Raw genomic sequence first — 14720 nt, forward strand, 5'->3', positions numbered from 1 at the left:
GGTCGCGAACACAGGCCTTGAAAAGGTCACCGCCCTGCCGTCACGGTGCGTGCGGAGACCTGCGCATGACCACTCTGACGCCGTCCGCTCTCGACCTCGGAACCGTCCAGAAGATCCGGAAGGCCGCGGTGCTCGCGGGGCTGATCGGCCTGGTCGGATTGTCTCTGGTCAGTCAGTCCATCGGCGGCGTCGACGGCGCATGGCACGAACGGGTCGAACTGGCCGGCTTCGTCGCCATGATCATCTCGATCGTCGGCCGGGCGTGGTGTTCGCTCTATATCGGCGGGCGCAAGAAGGCCGAGATCGTCGACCGCGGCCCGTATTCGATCACCCGCAATCCGCTTTACCTGTTCAGCTTCGTCGGCGCGTTCGGGATCGGGGCCCAGAGCGGCAGCGTGACCATCGCCCTGCTGTTCGTCATCGTCGCCCTGCTGGTGTTCTCCCTGACGGTGCGCCGGGAGGAAGCTTTCCTGGAGCGGGAGTTCGGTGAAACCTACCGGAGCTACAAGGCGCGCACGCCGCGGTTCTGGCCCCGGTTTTCGCTGTGGCGCGACGAGGATCAGCTGACGGTCCGGCCGTCGCTGTTTCTGCTGACGATCCGCGACGGTCTCGTTTTCCTCCTCGCCATCCCGCTGTTCGAGCTGATCGACGCCGGACAGGCGGCTCACTGGCTCCGGGTGTTCGCCCACCTCCCCTGAGCCGGGGCGTGACACGGGCGCCCCGACGTGTTGGGTATCGTCCGTCGTCCGCCGGAGATTCCCCATGCGCCGTCTCGCCTGTCTCGCCGTCCTGCTGCTGGGGCTCGCCGCGTGCGACGGCGGGACCGACCGCGCCTCCGCTCCGGCGACGCCGGCCGAGTCGTTCGCCTACAACGCCGCCGGCGACATCTCCGGCTACTACATGCCGATGGACGAAACGCGCTTCGGCCAGTGGTCGTTCGAGCACCTGTTCGTCGGGCAGTCGGCCGAGTTCGGGACGTGGGAAGGGGGCGAGCGCAGCCCGACCTTCGCGCCGGTCATGCTGGTGTTCGACGACGTGACCAGCCCCATGGTGCAGACCGAACTCGGCGAGGCGCGCAGCGTCTCGGTGCGGGTGCTGCCCACCGTCTACGCCGTGGACGACGTGCAGGTGCGGTTCGAGGGGCGCGCCGCCGAACTGGGGCGGGTGATCTTCGACGGCCGCATGGACCAGGGCGCGCTGGCCACGTCCCGGCGCAATCTTGGCGATGAGGGGGTGGTGATGACCGGCTCGCTCAAGGTCGGCGACGCGGCGCCCAGGGCCGTGCGCCTCCGCTGGTGGATGGGCGATTAGGTCGCCGTCCGGCCATCGATCTCCAGCTTCAGGCCCAGCGCCTCGGCCGCGGCCTTCCCGCGCTTTCGGGTCTGTTCGCCCAACAGGACGTCGGCGTAGCCATCTGCGGCCGAGAGGATCAGTCGTCCTCCGCGCACGTCGGCATTGGCGTTGGCGAGCAGCTGGGGCGAGCGACCGGAGAGATCGCAGGCCATGCGAATGGCGAGACCGACGGCGCGGGCCGACCGGCGCTGCTCGTCTGTCAGCAGGCGGCGGACAAGCTCGGGCGAGGGCGTCGCCCCCGGCCCGCCGTAACGGGCGTTGATCGCCATCGCCAGCCAGGCCCGCTCGGCATGGGTCTGACCGGGCACCGGCGCCCGCAGCACCTGGTCGAAGGCCAGTTCTATCCTGTGGTCCGGATGGAGGCGCGCCCCGATGTCGGCCAGCCGGCAGGCGGCGTCGGTCAGCACGGCGTCTCGCCCTGGCGAAAACGAGACGGGGAGGGCTTCAAGCATCGGGGCGATCCAGGCGTTCAGCACGCCGGGCAGGGCCGGCGACACGCCCTGCCGGGCGCCCAGTGCCGTGCAGCCGGCGAGCAGAGGGTCGGCAGCCGCCGTCTCCGGGTCCAGCGCGTCGTACAGCAGCCCCTCACGCACGCCCCAGGCGGAGAGCACGATACGCTTCAGACCGAGCCGATCGATCAGACCTTCCAGCACGAGCGAGGCGTGCGGCAGGGTCTCTGCCCGCTTCTTCGTCAGCCCCGGCCACTTCTCGAGCGATTCCCGCGATTGCCGCGCGATCAGACGGGCGGTCTCGCGGGCTTCGGCGGCGCCCATCTGGTACTGGTGCAGGATGTGGAGCGGGTAGCCCGTCAGGCTCATATGCGCCTGGGCGAGCGTGCGCCAGGCGCCGCCGACGGCGTAGAGGGTGTCCGCGCGGAAGTCGCTCGCGGGGCCGAGGCGTGAGGCGATCTCGCTGCGGCGGACTTCGAGGCTCAGGGTGTCGCCCAGCGAGAACGGGCCAAGCGGCAGGGTGACGCCGCGCCCGACATTGCCCTCGCTGATCGGCACGAGCTCGAGACTGGAGCCGCCGAGGTCGCCGACGATCCCCGCAGCATCCGGAATCCCGGCCAGCACCCCGAGGGCGGCGCGGCGGGCTTCTTCCTCGCCCGACAGCACCTGCACCTGGAGGCCTGTCTCCGCCGCCACGCGGGCGCAGAAGTCGGCCCCGTCCTCAGCCTCACGGACCGCGGCCGTCGCCGCGACGAAGGCGTGGGAGGGCTGCACGCCTTCCAGCACGGCCGCGAACCGCTTCAGGGCGATGAGCGCCTGCTCGACCCCGTCCACCGCCAGGCGGCCGGTGCGCGTGAGGTCACGACCGAGTCCGGCCAGCACCTTCTCGTTGAAGACCGTCCAGATGGCGCGCCCTTCCAGCCGGTAGAGCACGAGACGGATCGAGTTCGAGCCGATGTCGATGGCGGCCACGTCGCGCGGCGCGCCGGGCGCAGAGCCGGGAACGTCAGGCATCAGCGCTTCTTCCGCTCTGGCCGGTCGTAGCGGAGTTGCGCAGGCAGTGTCTTCACCTTGCGACCCCGGCCGGAGAGGCTTGGATTGGTCATGAAGTAGCGGTGCGCGGAGAACGGCCGCTCCGGATCGAGCGGAACCACCCGGCGGTAGGCGCCGTCCGGCTCCAGCAGCCAGCTCTGGGCGTCATCCTTCAGGTTGGCGACCATGATCTGGTCCAGCACCTGGTCGTGGACGGTGGCGTTGCGCACAGGCGTCATCAGTTCGACCCGGCGGTCGAGGTTCCGGGGCATCCAGTCGGCCGAGGCGATGAACACCAGCGCCCGGTCGTGAGGCAGGTCGCGGCCGTGGGCGAACGCGACGACCCGGCTGTGCTCGAGAAAGCGGCCGACGATCGACTTCACCCGGATGTTCTCGCTCAGTCCCTCCACGCCCGGTCGGAGGCAGCAGATGCCGCGCACCACCAGTTCGATGCGGACGCCCCACTGACTGGCCCGGTAGAGGGCGTCGATGACCTCGGGATCGACCAGCGCGTTGACCTTGGCCCAGATGGCGGCCGGCTTGCCCTGCGCCGCCGCGGCCATCTCGCGCCCGATCAGGTCGATCAGGGTGCGTTTCATGTTGAGCGGAGAGACGACCAGCGCCTCGAGCTCGTCCGGCTGGGCGTAGCCGGTGATATAGTTGAACACCCGCGTGGCGTCGCGGGCGAGCGTCGGGTCGCAGCTGAACAGACTCAGGTCCGTGTAGATGCGGGCGGTGATCGGGTGATAGTTGCCCGTGCCGAAGTGGCAGTAGGTGCGCAACGACTCCCCCTCGCGCCGCACCACCACGCTTAGCTTGGCGTGGGTCTTGTACTCGACGAAGCCGAACACGACGTGCACCCCGGCCCGTTCCATGGCCCGGGCCCAGCGCAGGTTGGCCTCTTCGTCAAAGCGCGCCTTCAACTCCACGAGAGCGGTGACGTTCTTGCCGTTCTCGGCCGCCTCGATCAGGGCGGCGACGATCGGGCTGTCCTTCGACGTGCGATAGAGGGTCTGCTTGATGGCGATGACGTGCGGATCGCGGGCCGCCTGCCGCAGGAACTGCACCACCACGTCGAAGCTCTCGAACGGGTGGTGGATCAGCATGTCCTTCTCGCGGACAGCGGCGAAGATGTCGCCGCCGTGGTCGCGGACGCGTTCCGGGTAGCGCGGCTCGTAGCCCGGAAACTTGAGATCCGGATGCCCGCCCGGAATCAGCTCGGCGAGCTGGGCGAGGCCGAGCATGCCGTCGACGACGACGATGTCCTCGGGCGCCGCCTCCAGCTGGCCGGTGATGAAGGAGCGCAGATCGTCGGGCATCGAGGCCTCGATCTTGATGCGCACGACCGAGCCCAGGCGACGCTGCTTCAGCGCCTCCTCGAACTCCATCACCAGATCCTCGGCCTCCTCCTCGATCTCGATATCGGAGTCCCGGATCAGCCGGAACACGCCGCGCTCCAGCACGTCGCAACCGGGGAACAGGTGGTCGATGAAAAGGGTGAGCAGGCTTTCGAGGGTGACGAAGCGCCTGCGGCCCGGCGTGGAGCGCCCGTCTGTCGCCAACGGCCAGAAGCGCTTCACCTGGGTGGGCACCGGCACCAGGGCGTAGAGAACCCGACCGTCGCTGCGGCGCTTGACCTTCAGGGCCAGCGAGAAGCCGAGGTTGGGCAGGAAGGGAAAGGGGTGCGCCGGATCGATCGCCATCGGCGTGAGCACAGCGAACAGCTGGCTGAGAAACTCCGGCTCCAGCCGCTCGCGTTCGGTGCGGGTGATGCGGCCTACATCGACGACATCGATGCCGGCGGACGCCAGCTCCTTGCGCAGTCGGCGCCAGCGTCGCTGCTGCTCCGCCATCAGACCGCCGGCGGCGCGGTTCACCCGGTCCAGGGTCTCCTGCGGCGTCAGCCCGTCGGCCGACACCACTCGCACACGCTCCCGGACCTGGCCCTTGAGGCCGGCGACCCGGGTCATGAAGAACTCGTCCAGATTGTTGGCCGAGATGGACAGGAAACGCAGCCGCTCGAGCAGCGGGTGGGCCGGGTTGGCGGCCTCCTCCAGCACACGGCCGTTGAAGGCCAGCCACGAGATCTCGCGATTGAAGAACCGGGCAGGCGAAGCCATCAGCTCTTCGGAGAGGTGAAGCTGCGGCGCGCGGGAGGAGGGGACCTCCGCGCCGGAGGTGTCGTCGCTGATGGCCGCGTCGCTCATGCTTCGCTTCTGGCCCGGCGGGCGAGCGGCTGCAACCTTGCTCCGGACGCGAAGACGCCGGCCGGTCGCGGGGACCGGCCGGCGCTTGCTCCGTGGACGGACGGCCCTACCAGGCCCAGGCGTCGTAGACCACGTCGATGACGTACCCGTCGAACTCGTCGATCAGATAGATGTGGTTGTCGACGAGAACCCACCGGGCGCCGGGCGGCGGATAGCCGAGGCCATAGGTGCGCCAGTCGTTCAGCTGATACCGCCAGAAGATCGACGGCAGGTACTGGCCGACATGCCAGCGCTGGTTCCAGTAGCTGCGCGGCACGCTGTAGTAGCCGTAGCCCGGTGCGAAATAGAAGCCGATCCGGACCCCGGAGAAGCCGCGCCAGCGCCGGTCGTGCCGCCACCAGTCGCGAGCGTGCCGACGGTTCCAGTCCCGCCGCCAGTGGTCGGCGTTGAAGCGGTTGCGGAATTCGCGGTACTCGCGGCGATCCTCACGCCGTTCCTGCCGTTGCTCGCGCCGATCCTGACGCCACTCGCGCCGATCCTCACGACGGTCCTGACGCCATTCGCGGCGGTCTTCGCGGCGCTCCTGCCGGTTGTCCCGGCGGTCTTCGCGTCGATCCTGACGCAGGTCGGGCCGGTCAGCCCGCCGATCCTCCCGGCGCTCCTGACGGTCCTCCCGTCGGTCCTGACGCAGCTCCGGTCGGTCCGCGCGCCGTTCCTCGCGGCGCTCTTCGCGACGTTCCTGACGGTTCTCCCGCCGATCCTCCCGACGCTCCTGCCGGTCCTCGCGCCGTTCGGCGGGGCGCTCGGGCCGCGGGGGAGGGGGCGTTTCCGCCCGCGGCTGGCGCGGCCGCTCGGCACGGGCGGGACGATCTTCCGCCTGCCGCTGTCGACGTTCCTCGCCGCCGTTCTGCAGCGCCGCGCCGCGGCGGCCGCCCCCGGCTTCGGCGTCCTGGGCCAGGACGGTCAGCGGCGCCGCAGCCGGAACGGCGAAAGACGCCAGGGCTGCTGCGACCATAAGTGAGCGTTTCATTCTCGTATGTCTCTCCGCACGCCCCTGTCAGACGGCTGTCCGGAGCGTCGCTGTTTCATTCTGAACCGTGACTGAACGCGAGCCTGTGATCGAGGCGCATGAAAACGCCCCGCGAAGCAGGATCGCGGGGCGCAGACGCAGGGCAGGCGAGGCCGATCAGAAGACGTCGTACAACACGCTGGCGATGAGGCCGGTGGCGATGGCCATCAGCACGATATCGTCGCCGGCGTGGACGTACCGATAGCCGCGCGGCGCCGGCCGGAGGCCGTAAACGTACGGATCACGCACATAGTAGTGGCGATAGGCGGAGGGCAGGTAGTGGCCGCGCTGCCAGCGATAGCCGTAGTAGCGGGGTTCGACGCGATAGTAGCCGTAGCTGGGGGCGTACCAGTAGCCGCTGCGGCGGCCGGCATAGTCCCGAAAATCGCTGCGGCCGCGCCACCAGTCGCGATCGTTTCGATCCCAGCGACGGTCCCGCTGATAGTCACGCCGGTCGTCGCGACGTTCGCGGCGGAAGTCCCGGCGGTCGTCACGACGTTCCTCGCGGAAGTCCCGACGATCTTCCCGGCGGTCGCGGCGGTAGTCGCGCCGGCTGTCGTACTCCCCCTGTCGCCAGTCGCGGCGGTCGTCGCGACGTTCACGCCGGAAGTCGCGACGGTCCTCGCGGCGATCCTGGCGGTACTCCCGGCGGTCCTCGCGACGATCCTGACGATACTCGCGGCGGTCGCCCCGATCCTGGGCCTCGGCAGCCAGCGGCGCGGCGGTGGTCGCCAGCGCCAGGGCGACGATGGCGGCCTTCGTGAAGCTGTTCATGGTCGGTCTCCGATCGGGCGGGGCGCCTCGAAGCGGCTCCGCTCGTTAAGCATGAACCGTCCACCCCGGCGAATGAACCGGGCCTGAACGCCAGCGTCAGGTTGCAGGTGTCCCCTGCGCCGCCCATGTCCGGATCAGATCGAGGAGACCTCATGAGCCGCCCAATCGAACTCTGGTACTGGCCGACGCCGAATGGCTGGAAGATTTCCATAGCTCTCGAGGAGATGGGCCTGCCGTATGAGGTGAAGGCGGTCAATATCGGGGCGGGCGACCAGTTCTCGCCTGACTTCCAGGCGATCAGCCCGAACGGCCGGATGCCCGCCATCGTCGATCCGGACGGTTCGGACGGGCGTCCGCTGTCGATCTTCGAGTCCGGAGCGATCCTGCAGTATCTCGCGGTCAAGTCCGGCCGCTTCTATCCGCAGGAGCCGCGTGGCAAGGCCGAGGTCGACCAGTGGCTGTTCTGGCAGGTCGGCGGGCTCGGCCCCATGGCCGGCCAGACGCACCATTTCCGCCAGTACGCCCCGGCGCTGACTGCGGACCAGCGACACCTCGCCTACGGGGTGCGCCGCTACACGGACGAGACCAATCGGCTGTACGGGGTTCTCGACCGACGGCTGGCGGACCGCGAGTACGTGGCGGGAGAGTACTCGATCGCCGATATGGCGATCTGGCCGTGGATCCTGCCGCCCCTGCAGGGACAGGATCTGGCCGACTTTCCCAACCTCAAGGCCTGGCACGCCCGTCTCGGGGACCGGCCGGCGGTGGTCGCGGGTCGGGCCGTGGGGGATGCGTGGCGGCGAAACCTCGGTGCGGCGGGGAAGGAGGCGGAGCAGGCCCGCAAGCTGCTGTTCGGGCAGCGGGCGCGGTAACCCGGCGGCAAGCTTCCGCTGACTCCTTGTTAGTCGGTGTGAATCGAAGATTACCCATTGATTTCAGAGGTATTGACGCCGGCCGAGTATTTGTTCGCCCGGAGCTGAAATCGGCCGCTTCCGGGGTCGCTGTTAACTTTAACTTCAATCCGCGGGGCATTTCATTCGTGTCAGAGGGCGGAGCCAGAACGGCTCCGGTTCGGGAGACACGGTGATGATCGCGCAAGAAACCGCGCCGACGACCAGCGAGGAGCAGGGGCTGCCCCTGCCGACGCCCGGGATGAGCGGCGACGACCTGTTCCGTCTGGGCATGATGTATTCGACCGGCCAGGGCGGTTGCCCGATGGACCGGGTCTCGGCCCACATGATCTTCAACCTCGCGGCCATGAAGGGCTCGATCGAGGCGCGCGTCTATCGGCGCGAGATGAGCCAGGAGATGGATCGCGAGGAGATCAGCGAGGCCCAGAAGGCGGCCCGCCGCTGGATCGACGCCGGCGTGGTGACGCTGGCCGCCTGAACAGCCGACGCATCCGACCGGTCGCTCAGAACGACTGGTACTGCCCCCCGATGGCGTAGCTGAAGCCGATGGGAAGGGCGTTGCGGAACTGGGTGACGAAGTTGGCGACTTCGCCGAGCGTCGAGCGGGGGACGTAGATGATGTCGCCACGCCGAAGGGCGACCACCTCTCCGCGCCGGGGGCGCAGATCCACAGCCCGCATCATGCGCACCCCGCCGGGGCCGCGGCGGATCAGGGCCACCTCCTGCGGACGGGCGGAGGGCAGGAAGTCTCCGGCCTGGATGATGGCCTGGTAGGCGTCCAGATCGCCCGTCATCTCGATCATTCCCGGCGTGCGCACCTCGCCGCCGACCCAGACCCGGATCGGCCCGGCGGCCTTGAGGGTGGCCTCGACATGAGGGCGACGCAGATAGGGTGCGAACGCCTCCGAGGCGTCGGCTTCCAGCTCCGCGATTGTTCGGTCGGCGGCCATGATCTGGCCCGCCAGCGGCAATGAGATGCGGCCGTCAGGACCGACCCGCAGGGTCTTGGTCTGCTCCGGGGCGGTCGGGGTGGCGACCTCGATCTCGTCTCCGGGATAGAGAACGTACTCCGGCTCGGCGTCGGTCCAGTCGGCGAAGCCGATCTCGGGAAAGGCGCTTCGCCCCGCGGCCTGCACCCGGCCGCCCGGGGCGCCAGTCGCGCTGGCTGGGAGCGGCAACCGTCCCTCGTAGTCGCCGCCATACCCGCCGGCGCAGCCGGCGGTGACTGCGGCGCTGGTCCCGATGAGGCCGAGGAGCAGGGTGCGGCGGTCGAAGGACATGGCGGAACGGCTCCGGCGACAAGACGAGATGGCAGGGTGCGGCGCCATGGGTAACCCATGGTTAACGCCGGTGGGCGAAGGCTGCTCTGGTCAGTCCCGTTTGATGGAATCAGTCCGCCCGCATGCGCACGACGGCCTACAATACAGTCCGCCCGCGCTACGGCTTCGCAGACGTCGTCGGTCTGCTGTTTCGCGAACTGCTGCTGATGGTCGTGATCTTCCTGGCGATCTTCGCTGTCGGGACGGCCGCGGTTCTGACGCTCAAGAAGTCCTACACCGCTTCGGCCAGCGTCTACGCCGGTGTCGGACAGGAATATGTCTACCAGCCGCGGGTGGCGGGGCAGGCGGAGCGGATCGGACAGGCCCCGGAAGCGGACGCTGTGGCGCAGTCGGAGGCCGCGATTCTGGGCAGCCTCGAGGTCAAGCGTCGCACCGTCCGCGCCCTGGGCCCCGAAACCGTCCTCGGAGAAGGCGCCGGCGGGACCGCGGCTGAGCGGGAGACGGCGGCCCTCAAGGTCCTGGACAACAATCTGGGCGTCGGGACGACCCCCGGCAGCGCCATCATTTCCGCCTCCTACCGCTCGGGCGATCCGCAGCGCGCCGCGCAAATCCTGAACGCCCTGATCGACCAGTACCTGGTCCGGCGCCGGGAGGTGTTCCGTGATCGCGCCGACCCGGCACCCTACGCGGCGCAACGTGCTGCGTTCGAGGATGAACTGGCCGCCGCCGACACGGCCTACGCCGCCTTTCTTCGCTCCAACGACATCGGCGACTTCGCCACCGCCAAGGCCACGCTGGCCGCCAACTTCCAGACGGTGTCGGCGGAAACCCTCTCGGTGCGGGCGCAGCTCAACCAGGCCAGCCAGCGGCTGGCGACCCTGGAGGCCCAACTGGGGCAGCAGCCGGCGGAAGTGGTGCTGCAGCAGGACCTGAACATCTCCGCCCAGGACCAGATCCTGCAACTGCGCACCCAGCGCGAGAACCTGCTGGCGCGCTACACGGAAGACGCCCAACCCGTGCGCGACATCGATGAGCAGATCGCGCAGCTCCAGGCGTTCGTCGCCACCGGAACGGCGGTCGGCGCCAAGGAGGTTCGCACCGGGCCGAGCGCCATCTTCACCGAGATCGAGACTGTACGGATCAATGCCGCAGCCGATCGTGACGCCCTGGCGGCGCGGTTGCGGGTGCTGGAAAGCCAGCTGTCGACCCTTCGCACCCGGCTGGCCGAGCTTACCCGGCTGGAGTCAACCCACGCCACCCTCGCAGGCAACCGCGAGACCCTCACTGCGGCGATCCGCGACTTCCAGCAGCGCGAAAGCCAGTCGCGCGCCGAGCGGGCCCTGGTGGCGGCGGGCGCGGACAATGTGACGGTCATCGAACGCGCCCAGGCTCCGACCCGGGGCAGCAGTCTGAAGGCGCCGCTGCTGGCGGTGGTCTTCCTGTTCGCCGCCTTCACCGCGCTGTGCGTCGGGTTGCTGCGGGTGTTTACGCGGCGGGGTTACGTCACGCCGGCCTCGACTGGCCGAACCCTGGACCTACCGGTGCTGGCCGTGGCGCCGGTGAAGGCCCGTTGATCGGGCCGTGCTACCGTCCGGGAGAATGAGTGGCGCGTAGCGATTCGATGGTCGATCTGACATCCGAGATGGCCGCTCTCTGGGCGGCGCTGGGCCCGGCGCCCCGCCACCGCGGCCGGGTGATCCAGGTCGCCGCCGCCACGACCGGCGAAGGCGTCTCGACCGTGGCGCGGGAGTACGCCCGCCTTGCCGCCGTCCGCGCCCGCAAGCCGGTCTGGCTGATCGACGCCGACCTGTCGCAGCAGGGGCAGATGGAGGCGATCGCGGCCCAGCCCGAGCGCTTCGGCCGCATGGGCAAGGCGGCTGTGGCCACCCCGGACGGCTCGATCTTCTTCGCCATCACGCCACGCGTGAAGGATCGGGAGGGCAAGCCGGTCCATCCCGCCCGACTGGTCACCGCACGGCCCTTCCTCGGCGGCCGCCTTTGGGCGACGCGCTTCGCCGGCGAATGCCTGCGCTCGGGCCAGCGGGCGGAGGTCATCGGCGACGCCCGGTACTGGGACGCCCTGCGTCGACATGCCGACACGGTCGTGATCGATGCGCCCGCCGCCGACAGAAGCGACACCGCCATCACGTTGGCCCCGCTCGTGGACGCGACCGTTCTGGTGGTCGCCGCGGGCGGCGCCGCCGCCGGGGAGCCGCTGAGCCTGCGCGACGAGATCGAGGCGGTCGGCGGCAAGATTGCAGGGGTGGTCATCAATCGCTCGACCTACCAGCCTCCGGGTTTCCTGAGGCGGTTGACCGGCTGATCAGCCGGAGCGGTCCAGCCGGGCGAGTTCGCGCGCACCATAGAATCGGGGTTCCAGCCCCTTCATCCAGAACAGCTTGCCGATTCCGCGTGCAGTGCGGTCGTACAGATCCGCCCGACGCGGGCTCGCCGCCAGGGTCAGGCCGGCGGCCATGACCCCCCAGACCACCGCCTGACCCGCGCCGATGACCATCCAGCGGAGCACGGCCGGCCAGTCCCGCTCGGCTGCGGCGGCCTGACTCGGCCCCTGACCGTAGGCGAACGCCCGGGTGAGGGTGTAGCGCAAGGTGGCGCGGTGGGGAGGCGCGAACTCCTCAACCCACGCGTCTGCGGCCCAGCCGAAGCGGCCGCCGCGGGTCCTGAGCGCCGCGAAAAGTACGTCGTCCTCGCCGCCGACGTGGTCCGAGGCGGCGCCGAACGGCGCTTCGCCCGGCAGCGCCGTGCGGCGCAGCATCAGTGAGTTGCCGCAACCGAACGGCTGCGCGATCAATCCTGTAGCCGGCGGGCCCGCGCGGCCGAAGAAGCGTTCGAGATATGGCCGCAGCCACGGCGCGGCTTCCGGGGCGCGGCCAGCGATGGGGCCGAACACCACGTCGGCGTCCGTGGTCTCGCGGGCCTCGATCAGGGCCGCCAGCCAGCGAGGGGAGGCGACCTCATCGTCGTCGAGGAAGGCGATCAGCGGGGCGTCGGTGCTGGCGAGCCCGGCGTTGCGGGCGGTCGCCACTCCCGGCGTCGGCGCATGGCGATAGACCAGCGGCCAGGGGGAGTCCTCGCCGAGCCGCGCCACTGTAGCGGCCGCCGAACCGGTCGGGTCGTTGTCTACGACGACGATAGCCGACACGCGGTCCGCGACCCGTTCCTGGGCGAAGATGGACCGGATCGCACGCTCGAGACCGGCCGGCCGTCTCAGGGTCGGAACGATGATCGCGACGTCGGCCATTACACTGCGTCCGCATAGAGGGCGGCGCGATAGAGCCGCAGGGAGAAGGCGCGTGCGCCGACCGGCAGCCAGCCGCTGCGGGCGGCTTCGCGCAGCAATCTGCGAAGGCTTGGCAGGGCGGGGACGCGCTTGAGCAGGCGCGCCGCCCGATAGCTGGGATAGGCCGAGACGAGCTCCGGATGACGTGAGGCCATGCGGCCGAAATTCGGTGCGGACTGCTCGTACTTGCCGGCCAACGCCTCGACGGTGTCGAGGCCCAGGTGGGTCGCGGGATTGTCGACGTGGACGACCGGAAATCGCCGCGAAACCCGCATGGCCCACTCGACGTCCTCCCAGCCCCAGCCGGTGAAGCCCGCGTCGAACGCCTCCGCCTCGAAGACGTCGCGACGGACCAGCAGATTGGAGGTGTAAACGTACTTCTCCGGCTGCTTTGAGCGCTCGACCGCGCCGACGCATTCCGACTTCGCCGCGAGCGCCCGGTGCACGGCGAAGCGTGGTTCATCCGGGGCCTGCAACAGGGAGAAGCCGCCGAAGGCCACGGCAGGCGTGTCGCGCGCCACGAGGTCTGCCCACGTCCGGAGGAACTCGGGCCGGTCGGGACGCATGTCGCTGTCGAGGAAGAGCAGATTCCCCCCACGGGCCGCCGATGCAAGGCGATTGCGTCCGCGCGCCCGGCCCTCGTTGGTCGACAGGGTGATCAGGCGCGCCGGAAGGGCCATGGCCCTGATCCGCTCCTCGAGGCGGGAGGTCAGGCTCGTATCGGCGGTGCCGTCGTCGAGGACGATCAGCTCGACGCCGCCGCCGAGGGCGTCTGCTTCAGCGTCCAGCCGGCCCAGAAGATCGGTGGGGTCGTCCCGCAGGAACGGAATGAGCACCGACACGGACGGCCGGGCGTCGGCCCAGGCGGCGTTCTCCTGGATCGCGGCGCGGCTCATGCGGCTGACCTCGCGGCGCGCAGGCGGACCAGCAGGCGCCCCGCGACGTCGCGGACGCCGGCCGCGTTGAGGGTCAGGGCCGCGAGAGCGTAGACGATCCCCCCGGTTGTGGCGTCGAGCGCCAGCTCGGCCAGTCCGCCGATCGGCGGCAGCAACGAAACCAGCGCCGCCATGACCGCGGTTGCGATCCCGCAGCGGACGAGGCTGTCCCAGGCGACCGGCAGGGCCAGCACCCGGCGTCCCATCAGCAGGGTCGCCGCCAGTCCCAGCGCAAAGCTGGCGGCGGTGGCCCAGGCCGCGCCCATCAGGCCGTATCGCGGAACCAGGACCAGGTTGAGGACGACGTTGGCGGCGGCGGGCAAGGCCATGGCCGCCAGCAGCCGCTTCGTCCGCCGCCCCAGGGTGAAGGCCTGGCCGAAGTAGTAGGCTGTGAGGCCGTAGAGCAGGGCCGACAGGGCGATCCACGGCGTGATCGAGGCGGCGGCGACGCGCAGCTCCTCGCCGATCAGCACCTCGGCCAGAGGCCGTGAAACCAGCGCCACGCCGGCGGCGGCGGGCAGACCGATGAGGAGGAAGGTCGACAGCTGCTCGCGCGCCGCAACCCTCAGGCGCTCGGCGCCGCCGCGCTCCAGCGCCATCACCAGGGCGGGCTGGCCGGCCGAGCCGAGCCAGAGGAACAGCACGTCGAGGGTCCGGTTGGCGATCGAGTAGCCGGCGTGATAGGCGCCCACCGCCGCCTCGTCCATGAAGGCGGCCAGCAGGAACCGGTCGGTCGAGGCCAGCACGACCGTCAGCGCCAGCGAGGCGGCGATGGGATAGCCGTAGGTGGCGTAGCTGCGGATGCGTTCGGGCTCCACCCGTCCGCCGCGCGCTTCGCGCAGCTCGCCCGGGAGGACGAAGGGCAGGGCGAGCAGGGGCGCCAGTCCGAGGCCGAGCAGGGGCGCGGCGCCGCCGGCCCCGGCGAGGGCGAAGCCGACGCCGATGACGAGGCCGCCCGCGGTCGTGGCCATGTCCAGGTTCGCCGCCTTGCCCACCTCGCCGGCCGCCCGATAGCGCTCCTGCCCCAGCTTCACCAGGCAGCGGGCGGGCACACCGGCCAGGCCGGCGGCGAGGGCGACGCGGAACAACGGGTCGCCGGGCCACAGCCACAGCGCCAGGGCGGCCACGGCGAGGAAGCCGGCGGACAGGGCGAAGGCGACCCGGTAGAGGCTGGCAAAGTGGCCCCTCAGCCCGTCTCCGGGCGCTTCAGCGGCCCAGAAGCGAGCCATGGCCGCCTCCAGCCAGCTGAACACGGCCACATGGGCGAGGGTCACCACCGAGAAGGCGAGGGCGTAGAGTCCGAACTCCGCGGGCTCGAGCAGGCGCGTGAACAGCACGATGGTCAGGAAACCGACCACGCCCTGGACGATGTTGGCGGGCAGGTAGCCCCAGACGCCCTTCCAGAACAT

At 70.1% G+C, this 14720-nt stretch carries 14 protein-coding genes; 6 read left to right on the forward strand and 8 right to left on the reverse strand.

Features of this window, described 5'->3' with window-relative positions:
- The first annotated feature begins 65 nt into the window (after window positions 1–65).
- Together BM333_RS04160 and BM333_RS04165 are read left to right on the forward strand one after the other, a co-directional pair.
- A complete protein-coding gene (locus BM333_RS04160; protein WP_092307674.1) occupies window positions 66–698 on the forward strand; it encodes a methyltransferase family protein in 633 nt (210 codons plus the stop codon).
- Window positions 699–762: 64 nt separating this feature from the next.
- The gene (locus BM333_RS04165) at window positions 763–1311 is read left to right on the forward strand and encodes a hypothetical protein (RefSeq protein ID WP_092307676.1); all 549 of its coding nucleotides are present in this window, start codon (window positions 763–765) and stop codon (window positions 1309–1311) included.
- Here BM333_RS04165 and BM333_RS04170 read toward each other — a convergent pair.
- From BM333_RS04170 to BM333_RS04185, 4 genes are all read right to left on the reverse strand, one after another.
- On the reverse strand, window positions 1308–2816 hold the full coding sequence (locus tag BM333_RS04170) for a Ppx/GppA phosphatase family protein (RefSeq protein WP_092307678.1): 1509 nt from the start codon (window positions 2814–2816) through the stop codon (window positions 1308–1310). The genes BM333_RS04165 and BM333_RS04170 overlap by 4 nt on opposite strands.
- Window positions 2816–5041: an RNA degradosome polyphosphate kinase gene (locus BM333_RS04175; RefSeq protein ID WP_092307680.1), complete on the reverse strand. Its 2226-nt coding sequence runs from the start codon at window positions 5039–5041 to the stop codon at window positions 2816–2818. The genes BM333_RS04170 and BM333_RS04175 overlap by 1 nt, the downstream gene beginning before the upstream one ends.
- A 106-nt stretch (window positions 5042–5147) precedes the next feature.
- Entirely contained in the window at window positions 5148–6071 is a 924-nt protein-coding gene (locus tag BM333_RS16055) for an RcnB family protein (RefSeq protein WP_245777146.1), read from the reverse strand.
- Between the two features lie 156 nt (window positions 6072–6227).
- Entirely contained in the window at window positions 6228–6884 is a 657-nt protein-coding gene (locus tag BM333_RS04185; protein WP_092307684.1) for an RcnB family protein, read from the reverse strand.
- A gap of 152 nt (window positions 6885–7036) precedes the next feature.
- Here BM333_RS04185 and BM333_RS04190 point away from each other — a divergent pair, with 152 nt between their 5' ends.
- The gene (locus BM333_RS04190; protein WP_092307686.1) at window positions 7037–7756 is read left to right on the forward strand and encodes a glutathione S-transferase N-terminal domain-containing protein; all 720 of its coding nucleotides are present in this window, start codon (window positions 7037–7039) and stop codon (window positions 7754–7756) included.
- A 214-nt stretch (window positions 7757–7970) separates the two neighbouring features.
- Entirely contained in the window at window positions 7971–8273 is a 303-nt protein-coding gene (locus BM333_RS04195; RefSeq protein WP_092307688.1) for an SEL1-like repeat protein, read from the forward strand.
- A gap of 25 nt (window positions 8274–8298) precedes the next feature.
- Here the strand turns inward: BM333_RS04195 and BM333_RS04200 are convergent, their stop codons facing one another.
- The gene (locus BM333_RS04200; RefSeq protein ID WP_092307690.1) at window positions 8299–9075 is read right to left on the reverse strand and encodes a polysaccharide biosynthesis/export family protein; all 777 of its coding nucleotides are present in this window, start codon (window positions 9073–9075) and stop codon (window positions 8299–8301) included.
- Between the two features lie 122 nt (window positions 9076–9197).
- On the opposite strand from BM333_RS04200, the gene BM333_RS04205 reads away from it, so the two are divergent.
- Together BM333_RS04205 and BM333_RS04210 are read left to right on the forward strand one after the other, a co-directional pair.
- A complete protein-coding gene (locus tag BM333_RS04205; protein WP_092307692.1) occupies window positions 9198–10649 on the forward strand; it encodes a GumC family protein in 1452 nt (483 codons plus the stop codon).
- Window positions 10650–10678: 29 nt separating this feature from the next.
- On the forward strand, window positions 10679–11398 hold the full coding sequence (locus BM333_RS04210) for a P-loop NTPase family protein (RefSeq protein WP_245777147.1): 720 nt from the start codon (window positions 10679–10681) through the stop codon (window positions 11396–11398).
- On the opposite strand, the gene BM333_RS04215 is transcribed toward BM333_RS04210, so the two are convergent.
- The 3 genes from BM333_RS04215 to BM333_RS04225 are packed head-to-tail and all read right to left on the reverse strand — an operon-like array spanning window position 11399 to window position 14720.
- The gene (locus tag BM333_RS04215) at window positions 11399–12337 is read right to left on the reverse strand and encodes a glycosyltransferase family 2 protein (protein WP_092307696.1); all 939 of its coding nucleotides are present in this window, start codon (window positions 12335–12337) and stop codon (window positions 11399–11401) included. It lies immediately after the preceding gene.
- Window positions 12337–13272 (reverse strand): glycosyltransferase family 2 protein, encoded by a 936-nt coding sequence (locus tag BM333_RS04220; RefSeq protein WP_092307698.1) that lies wholly within the window; start codon window positions 13270–13272, stop codon window positions 12337–12339. The genes BM333_RS04215 and BM333_RS04220 overlap by 1 nt, the downstream gene beginning before the upstream one ends.
- Window positions 13269–14720 (reverse strand): oligosaccharide flippase family protein, encoded by a 1452-nt coding sequence (locus BM333_RS04225; protein ID WP_092307700.1) that lies wholly within the window; start codon window positions 14718–14720, stop codon window positions 13269–13271. The genes BM333_RS04220 and BM333_RS04225 overlap by 4 nt, the downstream gene beginning before the upstream one ends.

Origin of the sequence: Brevundimonas viscosa (assembly GCF_900116065.1) — a bacterium.
GTDB classification, from domain to species: domain Bacteria; phylum Pseudomonadota; class Alphaproteobacteria; order Caulobacterales; family Caulobacteraceae; genus Brevundimonas; species Brevundimonas viscosa.